We start from the raw sequence: 19357 nt of genomic DNA on the forward strand, positions 1-19357 counted from the left end.
GGTCGGATCGCCGAAGCCGTCCTCCCCACTGCCCAGCACACTACGCCGCACCACTGACAACGCCCCCGACCTGGGGAAACACCCGGGGAACGGGTGGTCACCCGCCGGTGACGACCGCGGCCTGGGGGCGGATCGGCAGGCGGTTGACCGGGCGGCCGGTGGCGGCGCGCACGGCGGAGGCGATCGCCGCCGGGGAGGTGACGACCGGGACCGCGCTGACCGCCTTGGCGCCGAAGGGGGCCACGACGTCCCGTTCCTCGACCAGGCGCACGATCTGGATGTCGGGCGTGTCCAGGGAGGTGGGCAGGGCGTAGCCCGTGAGGTCGGGGTGGCGGAGCAGGCCGCGCGGGGCGCGCAGGTTCTCCGTGAGGGCGATGCCCACGCCCTGGGTGACGCCCGCCTCGATCCGGGCGGCCAGCTGCGCGGGGTTGAGGACGCGTCCGACGTCCTGGGCCACGGCCAGCTCCACCACCCGCACCGAGCCCAGTTCGATGTCCACGTCCACCACCGCGCGGATCGCGCAGAAGGCGAGGCCGACGAAGGCGTCGCCCTGGCCCGACTCGTCCAGCGGCTCCGTGGGGTGCGGCCGGCACTGCGCGGTGGCCCACAGCTCCTTGCCCTCCATCGCCTCGGTGACCGTGGTCGACAGCACGCCGTCGTAGGAGGTGATCTTGCCGTCGGCGATCTGGAGGAGTTCGGTGGACATGCCGAACTTGTGCGCCAGCGGTTGCAGGAGCTGGGTGCGGACCATCTTCGCCGCCCGTTCCACCGCGCCGCCCGACACCCAGGTGTGGCGGCCTCGGCAGCCCGCGCCGGCCGAGGGCTGGTCGGTGTCGACCGGGGCCACGCGCACCTCGTCGACGCCCAGGGTCTCCTGGACGATCTGCCGGGCGAGCGTGGTGAATCCCTGGCCGGTCTCGACGGCCGCGCAGAGCACGGTCGCGACGCCGTCGTGGACCTTCACGGTGGCCGTGGACACCTCGTCGGCGCCCTCCGCGCCGAGCATGTGGACCATGCCCAGGCCGTAGCCCACGCCCCGGCGCACCGCGCCCGGATCGCCCGCGCCCTCAGGACCGCCGGGCAGCAGCCACTCGTCCTCGGGGGTGTCCTTGGGCAGCGGCGGCAGTGGCTGGTCCCGTACGGCCTGGAGCAGTTCGGCGACCGGTGCCGGACAGGTCACCGTCTGGCCGGTGGGCAGCACGTCGCCGGTGGCCAGCACGTTGCGCAGGCGCAGTTCGGCCGGGTCGACGCCGAGTCTCCTGGCCAGTTTGTCCATCTGCGCCTCGTAGGCGGCGCACACCTGGAGGGCGCCCTCGCCGCGCACATGGCCCGAGGGCGGGTTGTTGGTGCGTACCGCCCAGCCCTCGATGAAGGCGTGCGGGACGACGTACGGGCCGCAGGCGAAGGACACGGCGGCGGCCAGGGCCTCGGCGGAGGTGTCGGCGTAGGCGCCCGCGTCCAGCAGGATCTGTGCCTCGACCTTCACCAGCCGCCCCTCGGCGTCGGCGTGGTGGCGGTAGCGCAGCAGGGTGGGGTGGCGGTGGACGTGGCCGAGGAAGGACTCCTCGCGGGTCGCCGTCAGCTTCACCGGGCAGCCGGTGCGCAGCGCCAGCAGGCCCAGCGGGAGCTGGAAGCCCTGGTCCTCGCGGTCGGCCGTCGCGCCGGGCACCCCGGTGACGACGATCTTGACGCGGTCGGGCGCGAGGCCGTAGCAGGCGGCGAGCGTGTCCCGGTCGGCGTGCGGGTCGGTGGAGGCCACGTACAGCTCGACGCCGCCGTCCGGGCGGGGCACCGCGAGCCCGGCCTCGGCGCCGATGGGCGCCGGGTCCTGGCGGCCGATGCGGTACAGGCCCTCGACGACGACCTCTCCGGCCGCCTCCGGGTCGCCGTGGCGCAGCGGGATGTGCCGGATCAGATTGCCGTCGGGGTGCAGTGGTTCGGCCTCGAACGCCTGCTCGGGGTCGGTGACCGGGTCGAGCACCTCGTACTCGACGATGACGGCGGCGGCGGCCATCCGCGCGGTGTCCGGGTGGTCGGCGGCGACGGCGGCGATGGGCTCGCCGTGGTGGCGTACGACGTCGGAGGCGAACACCGGCCGGTCGGCCCGGCCCCGGCCGTACAGAGGGCTGCCGGGCACGTCCTCGTGGGTGACGACGGCGCGGACACCGGGCATCTCGCGCGCGTGGCGGGTGTCGATGGACACGATGCGCGCGTGCGGGTGCGGTGAGCGCAGCACGGCCGCCCACAGCAGGCCCTCGGCCCACAGGTCGGCCGCGTACGGGAAGGTGCCCTCCGTCTTGGCGCGGGCGTCGGCGGGCGGCAGCGAGGACCCGATCCCGTGCGGCAGCGGCTCCGGCGCGGGCGTGGTCTCCGCGGCGGAAGCGGTGGCAGCGGTGGCAGCGGTGCCGGCTTCGTTGCTCACGCCTGGCCTCCGTCCTGGCCGTAGGGGTCGTGCGGGTGGTGCGGATCGTGCGTGTCGCGCGGTGGTTCGTGCGGGGTGTGCGCCTCGCCGTGGCCCTGCGGATCCGGGTGCGGGTGCGGGTGTCCGTGCGCGTCGGGCGTGTCGGGCGTGTCGAAGGCGGACGGGTGGACGCCGCCCGCTCCGGGGCCCGCCTGGTGCGGGATACGGGGCTCGTCGGCGTCCGGGGCGCCGCCGCCGTCGGCGGGGTGCCGCGCGGTGCGGTGGTCCGCGCCCGCGGATTCGGCCGCCGCGTGCTCCGCTGCGGCCTGTGCCTCGCGTTCGGCGACGACCTCCTCGACGGCCCGCAGGACGCCCTTGTAGCCCGAGCAGCGGCACAGGTTGCCGCACAGGGCCTGCCGGGCCTCGCGCTCGCTCGGGGCCGGGTTGCCCTCCAGCAGGTCGTGCACGGTCATCGCCATGCCGGGCACGCAGAAGCCGCACTGCACCGCGCCGCAGCGCGCGAGCGCCCGCTGCACGTCCGAGGGCCGCCCGTCGGCGGCCAGGCCCTCGACGGTACGGACCTCGCTGCCGGCCGTGGTGACGGCGGGCACCAGGCAGGAGGCGACGAGGCGGCCGTCCACCTGTACGTTGCAGGCGCCGCACTCACCCTGCGAGCAGCCGTCCTTGGCGCCCGCGAGGCCGAGCCGCTCGCGCAGCACGTAGAGCAGCGACTCGCCGATCCAGGCGTCGGTGACGGGGCGGTCCACGCCGTTGACGCGCAGCACGTAGGAGGCGAGCGGGTGTTCGTCCTGCGGTGGCACGGGAGGCGGGCCCTGGGGGTCCGGTGCGGCCGCCGTCCCGGGGTGGGGGGTGTCGGTGCCGGTGCCGTCCTCGGGCGCGGCGGCTTCGGCGACCGCCTCCGTGGTCGCGGACGCGGCCGCGACCACGTCCGGCTCGGCCGATTCGGTCGTCCCTGCCGGTCCGGTCGTCCCCGCCGGTCCGGTCGCTTCGGTCGGTCCGGTGTCCGTGTCGTCCGTGGCCGTGTCGGGACCGGGGGCGGGTCCGGCCGCCGGGGCGGGGGTGTCCTCCGGGGCCGTGGGCGGCTCCTGGGCGGCCTGGGACGCGGCGGAGGCACCCTCGGCCGGGGCGGGGTCCGCGGGCGGCTCGGTGGCGCCCTCGGCGGCCTCCACGGGGTCTTCGCCGTCCTCCGCCGGGGTCTCCTCGGGGAGTTGTCCGGCGGCGGGCTCGGCCGGGTGGCCTGCTTCCGTGGGCTGCGCGGGCCGCGTGGCCTCCGGCGCCTCGGCGGACTCCTCCGCCGGTGCCTCCGGCGCCTCCGGTACGGCCGCCTCAGTCGGCGCAGGGTGCCCCGGACGCCCGGAAGCGGCCCCCGGGTGGTCGGGCGTCGGGTGCTCCGGCGCCGGGGCCGGCAGACCGGCTCCGTACGAGTGCCCGGACGGGTCGCTCCCGTACGCCTGCTCGCCCGCGTACGCCTGGTCACCCTCGTACGGCCGGTCACCCTCGTACGGCCGGTCGATCCTGTAGGGCCGGCCGTCGCTCGCGTACGGCTCCGCCGGGGCGGGTTCCTGGGCGGTCCGGCCCCACGGCTGGCCGGCGCCCTCCGTGGCCCACGGGGCGGGGGCACCGCCGGGCAGGGTGGCCGGCGGGGTGCCGCCCCACTGCTCGATGAGGGCCGACGTGGTGAACTCGCCGGATTCGTCCGGGATGTCACCCCCGGCCACGGGGATCGACCACTGCCCGGTCACATCGTGTCCGGGCACCGCTCCCCGCACCGCCGCCTCCTGGTGGTGGCCCGGGTGTTCCTGATGCCCGTGGACCTCCTGGAAGTTCCACTGCTGGGTCGCGTCCGGCCGGTAGGCGTACGGGTCGCCCGCGCCCGGGGCGCCGCCGGTGCCCTCGTCCTGCCGGGGCACCGCGTTCGGGTCGGGCCAGCCCGTTCCCGGGGCGGGGGCGGCGGGCACGCCGGGCACCGCCCAGGTGCCGGTGGCCGCCGGGTCGGTGGCCTCGGCCGGGGCGGCGGCGACCGTTATCTGCGGCGGCACATAGCCGTGGCCGGGCGCGGCGAGCGGGCTGTCGGCGGCCAGCAGGGCGTCGACACCGCCCTCGGGGAGCTGCACGAACGCGGTGGCGCCGTCGTCGTAGTCGCCCTGCGGCAGCGGGTCCCACCGGCCGCCGCCGTGAGGCGTGCCCTGTCCGTGCTGGTCGTCGGTCACGACAGCGCCCTCCCCAGTGCTCGTCGGGCCAGTGCGGCGACGGTCCGCCGCAGGTGCAGTACGGCGGGCGGAAGTTGCTGCACCGAGCCGTCCTCGGCCGGAACCGGGTCGGGGATGCAGGCCGCGGCCACGTACTCGCCGAAGGCGTCCAGCGCCTCCGGGACGATCGCGCGGCCGTTGTCCCAGTCGATGAGCGAGGCCACCCACTGCTCGGCGTCCAGCGGCCTGAGCGGCATCGGCGCTATGGCGCCCACCGCGCAGCGCACCCCGCGCCGGGCCGGGTCGAGGACCAGCGCCACGGACGCGACCGCGCGGCCGGGGCCGGTGCGGCCGGTCGCCTTGAGGAAGACCTGCGGCGCGTGCAGCAGCGGGACGCGTACGTAGCCGATGAGTTCGCCGCCGCGGAGCATCTCCACGCCGGCCAGCAGGTGCGAGACCGGCAGTTCGCGGCGGGCGCCGTCCGGGCCCGCGACGATCAGGGTCGCCTCCAGGGCGGCCAGCACCGGCAGCGCGTCCCCGGTGGGGGCGGCCGAGGCGATGTTGCCGCCCAGGGTGCCGGCGTTGCGGATGTGCGGTGGTCCGGCGGCGCGGGCGGCGGCGGCGAGCGCCGGGATCAGGGCGGCGAAGTCGGGGCGGCCCATCCGGGCGTGGGTGAGACCGGCGCCGAGCAGCGCGTGCCCGTCCTGGTACTGCCAGCCGCGGATCTCGCTGATCCGGCCGAGGCCGACCAGCGCGGCGGGCCTGAGCTGCCCGGAGTTGACGGCGGCCATGAGGTCGGTGCCGCCGGCCACGGGCACGGCGGCGGGCATGGCCGCGAGTGCCGCCACGGCCTCGTCGAGTGTCGTGGGCAGCGTGACGGCCTGCGCCGCCTGTGGTGCGTGCGTGGTCAAACCGGCTGCCCCTTCCCGCTGCCCCACTGGTCCCACCCGTGCTGCCGTACGGTACGGCCTGACAGGGCGGACGTGGCAACTCTGGCACATCTTCGCAGGGCTCGCGGACACGGGTCCGCGCGGAGGCGTTCGCCCACCTCATCGGGGGCCCGGTCCGTTTTGGCGCGGGATCACCGATGCGAGCGAATTACCGGCGTTCGCTGACTCTTGCGGTGTTTTTCCGCCGCCAGTTCGAGACAGCCGGGTGGCACGGACGGTGCGGCGACACGGCGGTGCGGCGCGGACGGCCACGCCGCCCGCACCGCACCCTCACTCGCTCTCCCCCGGGGAGGGGCCGCCCGCTACCTGACCGGCGGCGGGCCGTCGATCGGCCGCCCCAGGACGCCGGGCCTGCGCTGCCAGGGATGCGGTCCGGCGGGCGGCCGGTAGCCGACCCCCAGCGCGTCCAGACGCCGGTAGTGGGCCGTCATCCGCTCCTCGAAACCGGCGAAGTCCCGCTGCTCGGGCGCGGGCAGGGCGCTCCAGGCGACCTCCGCGAAGGCGGCCAGCCGGGGGAAGGCCTGGTAGTCCACGCGCGCGGGGTTCTCCATCACCTCGCTCCACAGGTTGGCCTGGGTGCCCAGCACATGGCCGGTGAACTCCGGTTCCAGACCGGCCGGAACCGGCTCGAACCGGTAGACGTCCTCCAGGGTGCGGACGAAGCCGATCGGTACGGGTTCGTCGGCGCCGCCGTCCTGTCGGTGGTCCAGGTACACATGCTGCTCGGGACACATGACGACGTCGTGTCCCGCGCGCGCGGCGGCGAGTCCGCCCGCGTAGCCGCGCCAGGACGCGACGGCCGCGCCCTCGGCGAGGCCGCCCTCCAGGATCTCGTCCCAGCCGATGAGCCGGCGTCCGCGCGCGGCGAGCCAGGTGTCGAAGTGGCGGATGAACCAGGACTGCAGCTCGTCCTCGTCGGCCAGGCCGAGCTCCTTGATCCGGGCCTGCGCGGTGGCCGAGGCGCGCCACTGCTCCTTGGGGCACTCGTCGCCGCCGATGTGGAAGAAGTCCGAGAACGGCGCGGCGTCCGGCGGGAAGAGGTCGAGCAGTTCCTCGAAGACGCCCTCGTAGAAACGCACGGTGGCGTCGGTCGGGGCGAGCACGTTCTTGCTGACGCCCCAGTCGTCCCAGACGCCGAGGGCGGCGGTGTCGACCACGTCGGTGTTGCCGAGTTCCGGGTAGGCGGCGATGGCGGCCTGGGAGTGCCCCGGTACGTCCACCTCGGGGACGACGGTGATGTGCCGTTCGGCGGCGTAGGCGACGATCTCCCGGATGTCGTCCTGGGTGTAGTGGCCGCCGTGCGGCTTGTCCTCCCACAGCGGGGAGGCCCGGTGGCCGTACTTCGTGCGGGGGCGCCAGGAGCCGGTCCCGGTCAGCTTCGGGTAGCGCTTGATCTCGACGCGCCAGCCCTGGTCGTCCGTCAGGTGGAAGTGGAGGACGTTGAGTTTGTGGGCGGCCATCAGGTCGAGGTAGCGCAGGACGCCGTCCTTGGGCATGAAGTGCCGGGCGACGTCCAGCATCACGCCGCGCCAGCGGAAGCGCGGGGTGTCCTCGATCTCGGTGAGCGGCAGCCGCCAGCGGCCACCGGGCAGCGGCGCGCGCCGGAAGGCGGCCGGGCCGAGGAGCTGGCGCAGCGTCTGGGCGCCCCAGAAGAGCCCGGCGGGGCCGCCGCCCGCGAGGTCGGCGCCCCGCGGGGTGACCGTCAGGCGGTAGCCCTCGGGCCCGAGGTCGCGGGCGACGGTGTCGTCCAGGCGCAGGCGCAGGGTGCCGTCGTCGCCGGCCGGGGCGGGGGCCAGCGGCAGTCCGGTGGCGGCACCGAGGGCGGTGCGCAGCCAGCGTTCGGTGCGCCCGGTGCCCTCGCCCGCCGACACCGTGGTGTCCGGGCCCAGTTCGAGGAAGCGTTCCTCGTCGGCCGTCGCACGCCCTGGCTGGGGGATCACGTCCATCACGTCAGTCCTTTACCGCTCCGCCGAGGCCGGAGACGAGTCGTCGTTGTACGAGTACGAAGAAGATCAGTACCGGGATCGTCATCACTGTGGACGCCGCCATCACCCCGCCCCAGTCGGGGTCGTCGGGCTTGTAGAAGACCAGCAGCGCCATCGGCAGCGTCGACTGGGAGGTGTCGCTGATGATGAAGGACTTCGCGAACAGGAAGTCGTTCCAGGTCGAGATGAAGGAGAACACACTGGTCGCCACGAGTCCGGGGAAGACCAGCGGGAAGAGGATCTGCCACAGGAAGCGCGCCCGGCCGGCGCCGTCGAGGTAGGCGGCCTCCTCCAGGGCCTCGGGTACGGCTTTGACGAAGCCGCGCAGCATCCAGATCGCGAACGGCAGCGAGAAGGCGATGTGCGGCAGGATCAGCGAGCCCAGGGTGTTGAGCTGGCCGAAGTCCCGCATCAGGAAGAACAGCGGGATGGTGAGCGCCTCCACGGGCACCATCTGGGCCACCAGGAACATGATCAGCAGGGTGGTCCGGAAGCGGAAGCGGAACCGGGTGACGGCGGTCGCCGCCAGGAACGAGATCAGCGCGGAGGCGATCACCACGGTGCCCGCGACGAGCAGGCTGTTGAGGAAGTAGCGGCCGAACTCCTGCTGGCCGAAGACCCGCCGGAAGGAGTCCAGGGTGGGGGACGCCGTCCAGGGGCGCGGTTCGGTGGACTCGATCTCCCCGGCCGGTTTGAAGGCGCTCAGCACCATCCAGTACAGCGGGAAGGCGACCACGGCCGCGATCAGCAGCGCCGACGCCTCGGCGGCGAGCCGCCAGGGGCGGCGCACCCAGGTGCGCACCAGGCTCACAGCTCCTCCCCCTGGCGGCGCAGCAGCCGCAGATAGACCAGCGTCACGGCCAGCAGGATCAGCAGCATCACGACGCCGATGGCGGAGCCGAGGCTGTACTGCGAGGACGCGAACGCCTTCTGGTAGGCGTAGACGTTGAGGACGAGGTTCTGTCCGGCGATGCCGCCACCGTTCGTCATGACGTAGATCTGGGTGAAGACCTTGAAGTCCCAGATGACGGACTGGATGGTGACCACGACGAGGATCGGCCGCAGCATCGGTGCCAGCACCGAGCGCCAGATCCGCCACTGGGAGGCGCCGTCCAGCGCGGCGGCCTCCAGCACCTCCGAGGGGACGGCGCGGATCCCGGCGTAGACGGTCACCATGACGAACGGGAAGGAGCACCAGACCACTTCGAGCAGGACGAGCAGGAAGGCGCTGTAGCGCCCGTACGTCCAGGAGTGGTCGCCCAGGCCGAGGATCTTGTTGACGGGCCCGAAGTCGGCGTCGAACAGCAGCAGCCAGACCGTGGAGCCGGTGACCGCGGGGGTCGCCCAGGCGCCGAGGGCGGCGAGCATCAGCGCGAGCCGCGGCACGGCGCGCACCCGGGTGAGGAGCACGGCGAGCGCGCAGCCGGCGGCGAGGGTGCACAGCACGCAGGCCGCCGCGAACACCACGGTGGCCAGCAGGACCCGCCAGAACTGGTCGTCGCCGAACAGCTCGGCGTAGTTGCCCAGGCCCTGGAAGGTGGCCGGCTGTCCGCCGCTGACCTGGGCCTGGGTGTACTCCAGGAAGGAGATCAGGCCGAGTTGGTAGACGGGGTAGACGAGCAGTCCGCCGAGGACGACGAGGGCGGGGGCGAGATAGAGCCAGGGGGTGACGGCGCGCCCGCCGGGGCGCGGGGCGCCGCGCGGGCGGCCGCGGAGCACCCGCGGCCGTCCGCGCACCACGCCCTGCGGGCTCGTGGGCGAAGCGGTCATCCGACGGAGCCGAACGCGTCGTTCATCTTCTTCGCCGCGTCCCCGGCGGCCGCCGCGACGTCCTTCTTGCCGCTGACGACCTCCTGGAACATGGTCGGCAGCACCAGCGAGGAGTCGATCTGCGCCCAGGCGGGCGAGGCCGGCACGAACTCGGTGCCCGCGGCGAGGGTGTCGACGAAGGGCTTCACGAAGGGGTTCTTGGCGGCGACTTCCCGGCGCACGTCCGTGAAGGTGGGCAGGAAGCCCATCGCGTCGAACGTCTGGGCCTGGGTCTTCTTCGAGGCGAGCCGCTCCATGAGGTCCACGGCGAGGCTGCGGTGGGCGGTGCTCTTGAGCACGCCGATGTTGTTGCCGCCCGCGAAGGCCGGAGCGACGGAGCCGGCCTTGACGCCCGGCAGCGGCACGACCGCGTACTTGCCCTTGGCCTTGCCCGCCTCCACGGCCTGGTGGTTGAAGTCGCCGCCGACCGCCATGGCGGCCTTGCCCGCGGCGAAGGCGGTGATGGTGTCGTTGCCGGTCATCCCGGCGCACTTGGCGGCGGGGCAGTTGTCGTCGCCGAACAGGCCGGTGTACTGCTCGATGCCCTTGCGGGCCGCGGGGGTGTCGATCGCGGAGGCGTAGGAGCCGCCCTGGCCGGTGGCGAGGGCGCCGCCGTTGGCCCAGATGAACGGCAGGGCGCCGTAGGTGTAGGCACCGCCGACGGCGAGGCCGTACAGGTCGGGCTTCTCCGACCGGATCTTCCTGGCGGTGCGGGCCAGTTCGTCCAGGGTCTTCGGCGGCTGGAGGTTCAGTTCCCGGAAGACGTCCGTGCGGTAGTACAGGGCGCGGACGCCGACGAAGTACGGGGCTCCGTAGACCTTTCCGTCCACCGTGACCGAGGTGCGGGCGGTGGGGTCGGTGTCCTTGGCCTCCTTCCAGGCGCCGAACTCGGCGGTGATGTCGGCGAGTCCGCCGTCCTTGACGTAGCCGGCGGTGTCGGTGTTGCCGTACTCGATGACATCCGGGGCGCTCTTCGGGTCGTTGAAGGCGGCCTTGATCCGCTGGGCGCGGGTCTCCACGGGGATGTACTCGACGGTGACCTTCGTGTCCTTGTGGGCCGTGCGGAAGTCGGCGAGGACCTGTGCGACCACCTGTTCCTTCGGCTTGTTGTTGACCTCCTGGAACATCCAGAGGCGCACGGTGCCGGACTTCTCGTCCTTGCCGGAGGAGGAGTTGTCGGAGGTCTGCGGGGCGCAGGCGGTGGCGGTGACGACGGCCGCGGCGGCCAGCAGGGCCAGTCGGCCGGGGAGTCTTGCGGAGAGCTTCATGGAGCGGTTCCTCCGGTCAGTGTTGCAACATATGCAATGGCGGTTTTGCTCTGCACAACACCACGGAGGCTAGGTACTCCATGAACGCGACGACAAGAGGTCTCAACCACTCTGTGACCGCCCGACGCACCCCGTGCAACGCGGGAACGCACAAAGGCCCCCGAAGCGCGCGAAACGCACTCGGGGGCCCAGGTCGGCCCGAAGGCCCGCGGGGCGGCCGGGAAGAGCCGGTGGCCTACTTCTTGTCGCCGCCCTTGCCCTGGTCGCCGCCGCCGCTCATGGACTCGTAGATCTCCTTGCACAGCGGGCAGACCGGGTACTTCTTCGGGTCACGGCCCGGCACCCACACCTTGCCGCACAGCGCCACGACGGGTGTCCCGTCCAGGGCGCTCGCCATGATCTTGTCCTTCTGGACGTAGTGGGCGAAGCGCTCGTGGTCGCCGTCTCCGTGGGACACCTGCGGCGTCGGCTCTACGAGGGTCCCCGTACCAGTGCCGCGCTCGGGCTCGAGAGTGCTCATACGCCAAGGGTACTGAAGTGCGCGGGCATCAGTTGAGCGACGGGTCGTCCGGGTAGGTGGCGACCATCGCCAGCTCGCTGCGCTGCCTGCGCAGCACCTCGCGCCACAGCCGCTCGGGGAACGGGGAGGACACGTCGCCCGGTTCCGACTCGACGACGTACCAGGCGCCCTCCCCCAGCTCGCCCTCCAGCTGGCCGGGGCCCCAGCCCGCGTACCCGGCGAAGATGCGCAGCGAGCCGAGGGCGGAGGCCAGCAGCTCCGGCGGCGCCTCCAGGTCGACCAGGCCGATCGCGCCGTGCACCCGGCGCCAGCCCAGCGGGGCGCGGCCGCCCGCGCCGCCGCCCGGGATGACGGCGACACCGAGCGCGGAGTCCAGCGAGACCGGCCCGCCCTGGAAGACGACGCCCGGCTCCCCGGCCAGGTCCGCCCAGCCGGCCAGGATGTCGCCGACGTCCACCGGGGTGGGCCGGTTGAGGACGACACCGAGGGAACCCTCCTCGTCGTGGTCGAGAAGGAGCACCACCGCACGGTCGAAGTTCGGGTCCGCCAGGGCGGGCGTGGCCACGAGCAGCCGCCCTGTGAGCGAGGACACCTCGGTCATGCCAGACATGATCCCGCATCTTCCCCGGGCGTGGGGAGCCAATCCGGCTACCGGAGTGAGGGCGCGCCCGGGGCACGGGAGCGTCACGGGCGCACGGCCGCGACGGTCACCGCACGTGCCCGGCGCCCGACACTGCGTGTTGTGACACAGCCATGACGTGCGGGTGGTGCACAGGCTTACGAAAGGAAGCTCCGCCGCGACTAGTCTGTCTGTCCGGCCCCTGCCCGAGTGACCGGCCGCGCCCCTGCCCCACCTCATCGGAACGCGAGATACATGACCGTCAACGGCACTGATGACGTACTGCTTGTCCACGGCGGAACCCCGCTGGAGGGCGAGATCCGTGTCCGCGGTGCGAAGAACCTCGTACCGAAGGCCATGGTCGCCGCTCTGCTGGGCAGCGAACCGAGCCGGCTGCGCAATGTTCCGGACATCCGTGACGTGCGGGTCGTACGCGGTCTGCTGCAACTGCACGGGGTGACGGTCCGTCCGGGTGAGGAGCCGGGCGAGCTGGTGCTCGACCCGACCCGGGTGGAGAGCGCCAACGTGGCCGACATCGATGCCCACGCGGGCTCCAGCCGCATCCCGATCCTGTTCTGCGGCCCGCTGCTGCACCGGCTCGGCCACGCCTTCATCCCCGGCCTGGGCGGCTGCGACATCGGCGGCCGGCCCATCGACTTCCACTTCGACGTGCTGCGGCAGTTCGGCGCGACGATCGAGAAGCGGGCGGACGGCCAGTACCTGGAGGCACCGCAGCGGCTGCGCGGCACCAAGATCCGGCTGCCCTACCCGTCGGTGGGCACGACCGAGCAGGTGCTGCTGACGGCCGTACTCGCCGAGGGCGTCACCGAGTTGTCCAACGCGGCCGTCGAGCCGGAGATCGAGGACCTGATCTGCGTACTGCAGAAGATGGGCGCGATCATCGCGATGGACACCGACCGCACCATCCGCGTCACCGGTGTCGACAAGCTCGGCGGCTACACCCACCGCGCCCTCTCGGACCGCCTGGAGGCGGCGTCCTGGGCGTCGGCGGCGCTGGCCACCGAGGGCGACATCTACGTCCGCGGCGCCCAGCAGCGGTCGATGATGACCTTCCTGAACACCTACCGGAAGGTGGGCGGTGCCTTCGAGATCGACGACGAGGGCATCCGGTTCTGGCACCCCGGCGGGCAGTTGAAGTCCATCGCGCTGGAGACGGACGTGCACCCCGGCTTCCAGACGGACTGGCAGCAGCCGCTGGTGGTCGCGCTCACCCAGGCGACCGGCCTGTCGATCGTCCACGAGACGGTCTACGAGTCCCGCCTCGGCTTCACCTCCGCGCTCAACCAGATGGGCGCGCACATCCAGCTCTACCGCGAGTGCCTGGGCGGCTCCGACTGCCGCTTCGGCCAGCGCAACTTCCTGCACTCCGCGGTGGTGTCGGGCCCCACCCGGCTCCAGGGCGCCGACCTGGTCATCCCCGACCTGCGCGGCGGCTTCTCCTACCTGATCGCCGCCCTGGCCGCCCAGGGCACCTCCCGTGTCCACGGCATCGACCTGATCAACCGCGGCTACGAGAACTTCATGGACAAGCTCGTGGAACTGGGCGCGAAGGTCGAGCTGCCGGGCCAGGCACTCGGCTGAACCACACCGACCACCCGACCCCGGCCCGCACGGGCCCACCCCCGGCCGGGGGTCCGGGCGGCCCCCTCCCGGGGGGGCGGCGTGGCGCGTGCGTACGACGACGATGGGGCGGCCCCCGGTGAAGGGGGCCGCCCCATGGACGTTGTCGGCCCTAGCGGGCCCCGTACGCCGTCCCGTGGCGTACGGAAGGCGAGGTCACTTGCCCTTGGCGGCTTCCTTGAGCTTGCTGCCCGCGGAGACCTTCACGCTGTAGCCGGCCGGGATCTGGATCGGCTCGCCGGTCTGCGGGTTGCGGGCGGTGCGAGCGGCACGGTGGGTGCGCTCGAAGGTGAGGAAGCCAGGGATGGTGACCTTCTCGTCCCCCTTGGAGACGATGTCGCCGACGACGTCGGCGAACGCGGCCAGCACGGCGTCGGCGTCCTTGCGGGTCACCTCGGCGCGGTCGGCCAGCGCGGCCACCAGCTCACTGCGGTTCATGTTGTTACTCCCGTGTTCTTCTTGCCGTTGAGGCGTGCCACGCGGCGAAGCCGCATGTTGGGCCAGCCAAGCCGATGCTGCCAGGGTCCTCGGGGGTCCCCGGACCCGGGTCCCTCGTCAGACCCTCGCGCCCAGGGTGGCATCCTGCCCCCACCTGCGGCGGGAAAGCCAATCCGGCACCCGTAGGAGTCGTGAGAACACCCTTGGGAGTCACACGAAAAGAGGGTCTGCCGGCCAGGGCCTGCCGTCCGGCTCCAGCCGCAGACTCCGGCCAGCCACGATAGGGCGCCCCACTGACAGCGTCGGCCGCGACGCGCCGGGTCCCGGCGCGTCGTGGCGATCATCACGCCCGGGAACCGCCGTCCCCGAACGTCCGTTCCGACTGATGCGTGCCGTTTGTCAGACTCCGGCGGCGGAGCCGGCCGTCGCGCTCGCACCGGCCGCCTTGGCGGCCTCCCGGACGGCTCCGGCGACGGCCCCGGCGACCTTGTCGTTGAAGACGCTGGGGACGATGTAGTTCGGGTTCAGCTCGCCCTCGGTGACGACATCGGCCAGCGCCTGGGCGGCGGCGAGCATCATCTCGGTGTTGACGGTGCGCGACTGCGCGTCCAGCAGGCCGCGGAAGACACCCGGGAAGACCAGCACGTTGTTGATCTGGTTGGGGAAGTCGGAGCGGCCGGTGGCCACCACCGCGGCCGTCCGGCGGGCGACCGCCGGGTCGACCTCCGGGTCCGGGTTCGCGAGCGCGAACACGATCGCCCCGTCGGCCATGGCGGCCACATCGGCGCCGTCGAGCACGTTGGGCGCCGACACGCCGATGAAGACGTCCGCGCCGCGCACGGCCTCCTTCAGGGTGCCGGTGAGGTTCTCCGGGTTGGTGTTGTCGGCGATCCAGCGCAGCGCCGACTCGGGGGCCGCGTCGACCAGGTCCTCGCGGCCCGCGTGCACCACGCCGTGGATGTCGGCGACGACGGCGTTCTTCACACCCGCGGCGAGCAGCAGCTTGAGGATGGCGGTGCCGGCCGCGCCGGCGCCCGACATCACGACCCGGACGTTCTCGATCGGCTTGTCCACCACGCGCAGGGCGTTGGTGAGCGCGGCGAGCACGACGATCGCGGTGCCGTGCTGGTCGTCGTGGAAGACCGGGATGTCCAGGGCCTCGCGCAGCCGGGCCTCGATCTCGAAGCAGCGGGGCGCGGAGATGTCCTCCAGGTTGATGCCGGCGAACCCGGGGGCGATCGCCTTGACGATCTCGACGATGGCGTCGGTGTCCTGGGTGTCCAGGCAGATCGGCCAGGCGTCGATGCCGGCGAACCGCTTGAAGAGGGCCGCCTTGCCCTCCATGACGGGCAGCGCGGCCTTGGGGCCGATGTTGCCCAGGCCCAGCACCGCGGAGCCGTCCGTCACGACCGCAACGGAGTTGCGCTTGATGGTGAGGCGGCGGGCGTCCTCGGGGTTCTCGGCGATCGCCATGCAGACGCGGGCCACACCCGGCGTGTAGACCATGGAGAGGTCGTCACGGTTGCGGATGGGGTGCTTGGACTGCATCTCGATCTTGCCGCCGAGGTGCATCAGGAACGTACGGTCGGAGACCTTGCCGAGGGTGACGCCCTCGATGCCCCGGAGCTGCTCGACGATCTCGTCGGCGTGGCCGGTGGACGTCGCCGCGATGGTGACGTCGATACGGAGCTTCTCGTGGCCGGACGCGGTGACGTCGAGGCCCGTGACCGAGCCTCCGGAGGACTCCACAGCGGTGGTGAGCTGCGAGACTGCCGTTCCGCTCGCGGGCACCTCCAGCCGGATGGTCATCGAGTAGGAGACGCTGGGCGCCGTTGCCATGGCCGACTTCCTCTGCTTTCACCGTGTCGCGAAGTTGTGCCGTCCGATCGTCGCACCTACCCCTGAGTACGTGGTAGCCGCCCCGTATTGCGGACTTTGTGTTCACCGGGAGGCGCTGTTTTCGGAAAGTGACTTCCACCATACGAGAAGAGCAGGGGTCGCGGTAGGGGCGGACACAGCAAAAGAGGCCCACGTCACATTCGCTGTGACGTGGGCCTCCACTGAGCTTTGTGACACCGACCCGCCATGCTCGCCTCGCGGCAAGTGGTCGCTCGTAGCGACGAAGGTTGGGCCCGGGGGCTTGGATCGGGCCGGTGCCACACCAAGGCTAACAAACGGATCCGGTGAGACCATTCCTCCGGGCGAGGTTCCTTTCCTCGCTCAGTCCCGCAGCAGGTCCGGCACCCCGGACGCGTCCGGCTCGTCGCGCTCGCCGGAGACCACGGTGAGCTGCTGGGTCGCGCGGGTCAGCGCGACGTAGAGCACCCGCAGCCCGGCCGGCGACTCGTCGGCGATCTCCGCGGGCGAGACGACCAGCGACGCGTCGTACTCCAGGCCCTTGGCCTCCAGGCTGCCCAGCGCCACCACCCGGTCCCCGAGACCGGCCAGCCAGCGGCGGGCCTCCTCGCGCCGGTTCATGGCCACGACCACGCCGACGGTGCCCTCCACCCGCTCCAGCAGCCGTTCGGCCTCCGCCCGCACGGTGGCGGCCAGGGAGTCCCGGACGACGGCGAAGCGCGGCTGTACGCCCGTGGAGCGCACCGCGGAGGGCGCGCGGGAGCCGGGCATGGCCAGGGCCAGCACCCGGGCGGCCAGCTCGGCGATCTCGGCCGGGTTGCGGTAGTTCACCGTCAGCTCGAAGCGGCGGCGCGGACGGGTGCCCAGCGCCTCGTCGCGGGCCTCGGCCGCCTCGTCCGGGTCGGACCAGGAGGACTGCGCCGGGTCGCCCACCACCGTCCAGGTCGCGTGCCGGCCGCGGCGGCCCACCATGCGCCACTGGAGGGGCGTGAGGTCCTGCGCCTCGTCGACGATGACGTGCGCGTACTCGACGCGCTCCTGGGCCAGCCGCTCGGCGCGCTCGCGCTGCGACTCCTCGCGCACCGGCATCAGCTCCTCCAGGCCGGTGAGCTGGTCCAGCGGGTCCAGGTCGCGCTTCTTGCGCGGCCGGGCCGGGGTGCCGAGGATCGCCTGGAGCTCGTCGAGCAGCGCGATGTCGTGCACCGAGTACCCGTCCCGCCGCAGCGAGCGGGCGACCTTGCGCACCTCGCCCGGGTTGAGCACCCGGCGGGCCCAGCGGCCCAGGCGCCGCTCGTCGGCCATGGCGGCGAGCACCGCGCGCGGCGTCAGCTCGGGCCACCAGGCGTCGAGGAAGGCGATGAAGGAGTCCTCGTCCGTGACGTCGTCGTCGAAGGAGGAGCGCAGCTCGGCGGCCAGCTCCGGGTCGGTGTGCCGGGTACCGGCCCCGGACTTCTCCCACAGGGCGTCCAGGAGCAGCTTGCGGGCGCGCGGGCGCAGCAGGTTGACCGGGGCGGTGCCGCCGAGGGCGGTGCGCCGTACGTGCTCCAGCTCCGCGGCCTCCAGTTCGAGGCGGCGGCCGAAGGCGACCACCCGCAGCCGGGTCGGCGGCCCGGCCGGGATCTTCGCCGCCTCCGCCGCCTCTTCCGTCTCCTCCGGGTCCTCGCCGAGGGCGAGCTGTCCCGCGGGCGCGTGCGCGGGCGTGCCCGCCGAGGTCCGCGCCCCGCCGCGCGCGCCGGGGCCCAGCTCCAGCGCGCCGCGCGCCGCCTTCCGCAGCACCTTCAGCATCCGGTACGAGCCCTTGGCGCGGGCCACGGACGGCGCGTCGTACACGGTGGCCTCGACGCCGTCGACGAGCGAGCCGATCGCCCGGACGGCGACCTGGCCCTCCTCGCCGAGGGAGGGCAGCACGCCCTCGGTGTACGCCACGAGCAGCGGGGTCGGCGAGACGATGAGGATGCCGCCCGCGTACCGGCGGCGGTCCTGGTAGAGCAGGTAGGCGGCGCGGTGCAGGGCGACCGCCGTCTTGCCGGTGCCCGGACCGCCCTCGACATACGTCACCGAGGCGGCGGGCGCCCGGATGACGAGATCCTGCTCGGCCTGGATGGAGGAGACGATGTCCCGCATGCTGTGGCTGCGGGCCCGGCCGAGCGCGGCCATCAGCGCGCCGTCGCCGACGGCGGGCAGCTCGCGGCCGTCCAGCCGGGCGGTCAGCTCGGGCCGCATCAGGTCGTCCTCGACGCCGAGCACCCGCCGCCCCTTGGAGCGGATCACCCGGCGGCGCACGACCCGGCCGGGGTCGACCGGGGTGGAGCGGTAGAACGGCGCGGCGGCGGGCGCCCGCCAGTCGATGACCAGCGGGGAGTAGTCCTCGTCCAGGACGCCGATGCGGCCGATGTGCAGGGTCTCGGCGATGTCGGCGGTGTTGTCCTCGCGCACCGCGCCCTCGGCCGGTTCCACGGCGGTGTAGGCGCCGTCCGGGCCCTTCTTGCCGTCCTTGCCCGGCAGCAGGTCGATGCGGCCGAAGAGGAAGTCCTCGAACTCGTTGTTCAGCCGGTTGAGATGGATGCCCGCGCGGAAGACCTGGGCATCCCGTTCGGCCAGCGCGCCGGGCGTGCCGACCTGGCCGCGCTCGGCCGCGTCCCGCATCAGGAACTCGGCCTCGTGGATCTTCACCTCGAGCCGCCGGTACACCCGGTCCAGGTGGTCCTGCTCCATGCTGATCTCTCGGTCGCGCACGGTGTCGTGCGCTGCGTCGTGAACCGAACCGACCGCGGAATCCTGTTGAGCCTGAGCGGCCACCGGGCCCCCTTCTGACGTGCTGGGCAGCCGTCAACCGTACGCGAAGGGAGCCCACTGGCGGAAGCCGGACCCGGCCGTCGGCCGGGCCGCCGCCCGCAGCGGCGGGGCGGACGGGGGCGGGGCGGGCCGTCAGGTGCGGGCGAGGGCGGCGCGGCGGCGGTGGCGGGCGACCCGTTCGCGGTTGCCGCAGACCTCGCTGGAGCACCAGCGGCGCCGCCGGCCCCGGGAGGTGTCCAGGTACACGAGGGGGCAGTTGTCGCCCGCGCACCGGCGCAGCGCGGCGCGCGCGGCGGGGTCCGTGAGCAGGTCCAGGGCGTCACGGGCGACGGCCGCGAGCAGCGCGGCGCGCTCGGGCGGGGCGGCCAGCGCCCGTACGAGGGCGCCGTCCGCGCCGCGCACGGCGCGCGGGGCGGGCGGGGCGGCGCGCGCGGTGTCGTTGACGCGGGCCAGGGCGAGCGCGAGGCCGTGGGCGCGCGGGTCGCGCGGGTCGCGCGGCGGTCCGTCCAGGTGCGCGTTCACCAGGTACGCCACCTGCCCGCGCAGTTCGCGGAAGGCCGCCGCCCAGGTGTGGTCGGCGTGCGCGAGGCCGGTGCCCGGCGGGACCAGGCCCGAGCCCGTGATCCAGGCGCGCAGCGGCGCGGGGGTGCCGAGCCGTTCCGCCGGGTGGGTGGTGGCGAGCAGGTCCAGACAGATCCGCCCGGTGTCGAAGCGCAGTTCGGGAAGGACCGTGGCCGTGTGCGGAGCCGTACCCAGTGCCATGTGCCTGTCACCGCCTAGGGGGCGACACCCCGGCCGGTCGCCGGACCGGGCGGCGGGGTGCTCGTCAGGGCTGGGGGAAGCGTTCCCTCCCACAGTGCCCG

The 19357-nt window shown here is 73.4% G+C and carries 14 protein-coding genes; 1 reads left to right on the top strand and 13 read right to left on the bottom strand.

The features are described from left to right. Window positions 1-97 precede the first annotated feature (97 nt). The 9 genes from A8713_RS11855 to A8713_RS11895 form a co-directional block, all read right to left on the bottom strand. The gene (locus A8713_RS11855) at window positions 98-2422 is read right to left on the bottom strand and encodes a xanthine dehydrogenase family protein molybdopterin-binding subunit (RefSeq protein WP_064533382.1); all 2325 of its coding nucleotides are present in this window, start codon (window positions 2420-2422) and stop codon (window positions 98-100) included. After that, entirely contained in the window at window positions 2419-4632 is a 2214-nt protein-coding gene (locus tag A8713_RS11860) for a 2Fe-2S iron-sulfur cluster-binding protein (protein ID WP_064533383.1), read from the bottom strand. The genes A8713_RS11855 and A8713_RS11860 overlap by 4 nt, the downstream gene beginning before the upstream one ends. Then, entirely contained in the window at window positions 4629-5522 is an 894-nt protein-coding gene (locus A8713_RS11865) for an FAD binding domain-containing protein (protein ID WP_018565542.1), read from the bottom strand. The genes A8713_RS11860 and A8713_RS11865 overlap by 4 nt, the downstream gene beginning before the upstream one ends. A 341-nt stretch (window positions 5523-5863) precedes the next feature. Further along, the gene (locus tag A8713_RS11870; RefSeq protein ID WP_064537453.1) at window positions 5864-7507 is read right to left on the bottom strand and encodes a beta-N-acetylhexosaminidase; all 1644 of its coding nucleotides are present in this window, start codon (window positions 7505-7507) and stop codon (window positions 5864-5866) included. 4 nt (window positions 7508-7511) lie between these two features. Continuing rightward, window positions 7512-8357, bottom strand: coding sequence for a carbohydrate ABC transporter permease (locus tag A8713_RS11875; protein WP_064533384.1), 846 nt, complete (start codon window positions 8355-8357; stop codon window positions 7512-7514). Continuing rightward, on the bottom strand, window positions 8354-9316 hold the full coding sequence (locus tag A8713_RS11880; protein WP_064533385.1) for a carbohydrate ABC transporter permease: 963 nt from the start codon (window positions 9314-9316) through the stop codon (window positions 8354-8356). Before A8713_RS11880 ends, A8713_RS11875 begins: the two co-directional genes overlap by 4 nt. Continuing rightward, window positions 9313-10623 carry an extracellular solute-binding protein gene (locus tag A8713_RS11885; RefSeq protein WP_064533386.1) on the bottom strand — a complete coding sequence of 437 codons (1311 nt, stop codon included), beginning with the start codon at window positions 10621-10623 and terminating at the stop codon, window positions 9313-9315. Before A8713_RS11885 ends, A8713_RS11880 begins: the two co-directional genes overlap by 4 nt. Window positions 10624-10858: 235 nt before the next feature. Next, window positions 10859-11143 carry a DUF3039 domain-containing protein gene (locus tag A8713_RS11890; protein WP_026252153.1) on the bottom strand — a complete coding sequence of 95 codons (285 nt, stop codon included), beginning with the start codon at window positions 11141-11143 and terminating at the stop codon, window positions 10859-10861. Window positions 11144-11171: 28 nt separating this feature from the next. Continuing rightward, window positions 11172-11744, bottom strand: coding sequence for a YqgE/AlgH family protein (locus A8713_RS11895; protein ID WP_018565536.1), 573 nt, complete (start codon window positions 11742-11744; stop codon window positions 11172-11174). A 273-nt stretch (window positions 11745-12017) separates the two neighbouring features. Here A8713_RS11895 and murA point away from each other — a divergent pair, with 273 nt between their 5' ends. Next, a complete protein-coding gene (gene murA / locus A8713_RS11900) occupies window positions 12018-13364 on the top strand; it encodes a UDP-N-acetylglucosamine 1-carboxyvinyltransferase (RefSeq protein WP_064533387.1) in 1347 nt (448 codons plus the stop codon). A gap of 195 nt (window positions 13365-13559) precedes the next feature. On the opposite strand, the gene A8713_RS11905 is transcribed toward murA, so the two are convergent. The 4 genes from A8713_RS11905 to A8713_RS11920 all read right to left on the bottom strand — a co-directional run bounded on the left by A8713_RS11905 (window position 13560) and on the right by A8713_RS11920 (window position 19256). After that, window positions 13560-13841, bottom strand: coding sequence for an HU family DNA-binding protein (locus A8713_RS11905; protein ID WP_003990598.1), 282 nt, complete (start codon window positions 13839-13841; stop codon window positions 13560-13562). 399 nt (window positions 13842-14240) lie between these two features. Beyond that, window positions 14241-15680 carry an NAD-dependent malic enzyme gene (locus A8713_RS11910; RefSeq protein ID WP_064533388.1) on the bottom strand — a complete coding sequence of 480 codons (1440 nt, stop codon included), beginning with the start codon at window positions 15678-15680 and terminating at the stop codon, window positions 14241-14243. Between the two features lie 381 nt (window positions 15681-16061). Beyond that, a complete protein-coding gene (locus A8713_RS11915; RefSeq protein ID WP_064533389.1) occupies window positions 16062-18497 on the bottom strand; it encodes a HelD family protein in 2436 nt (811 codons plus the stop codon). Window positions 18498-18626: 129 nt separating this feature from the next. Next, window positions 18627-19256 (bottom strand): CGNR zinc finger domain-containing protein, encoded by a 630-nt coding sequence (locus A8713_RS11920; protein ID WP_064533390.1) that lies wholly within the window; start codon window positions 19254-19256, stop codon window positions 18627-18629. Window positions 19257-19357: the final 101 nt, after the last annotated feature.

This window comes from Streptomyces sp. SAT1, from assembly GCF_001654495.1.
Classification (GTDB): Bacteria; Actinomycetota; Actinomycetes; order Streptomycetales; family Streptomycetaceae; genus Streptomyces; species Streptomyces andamanensis.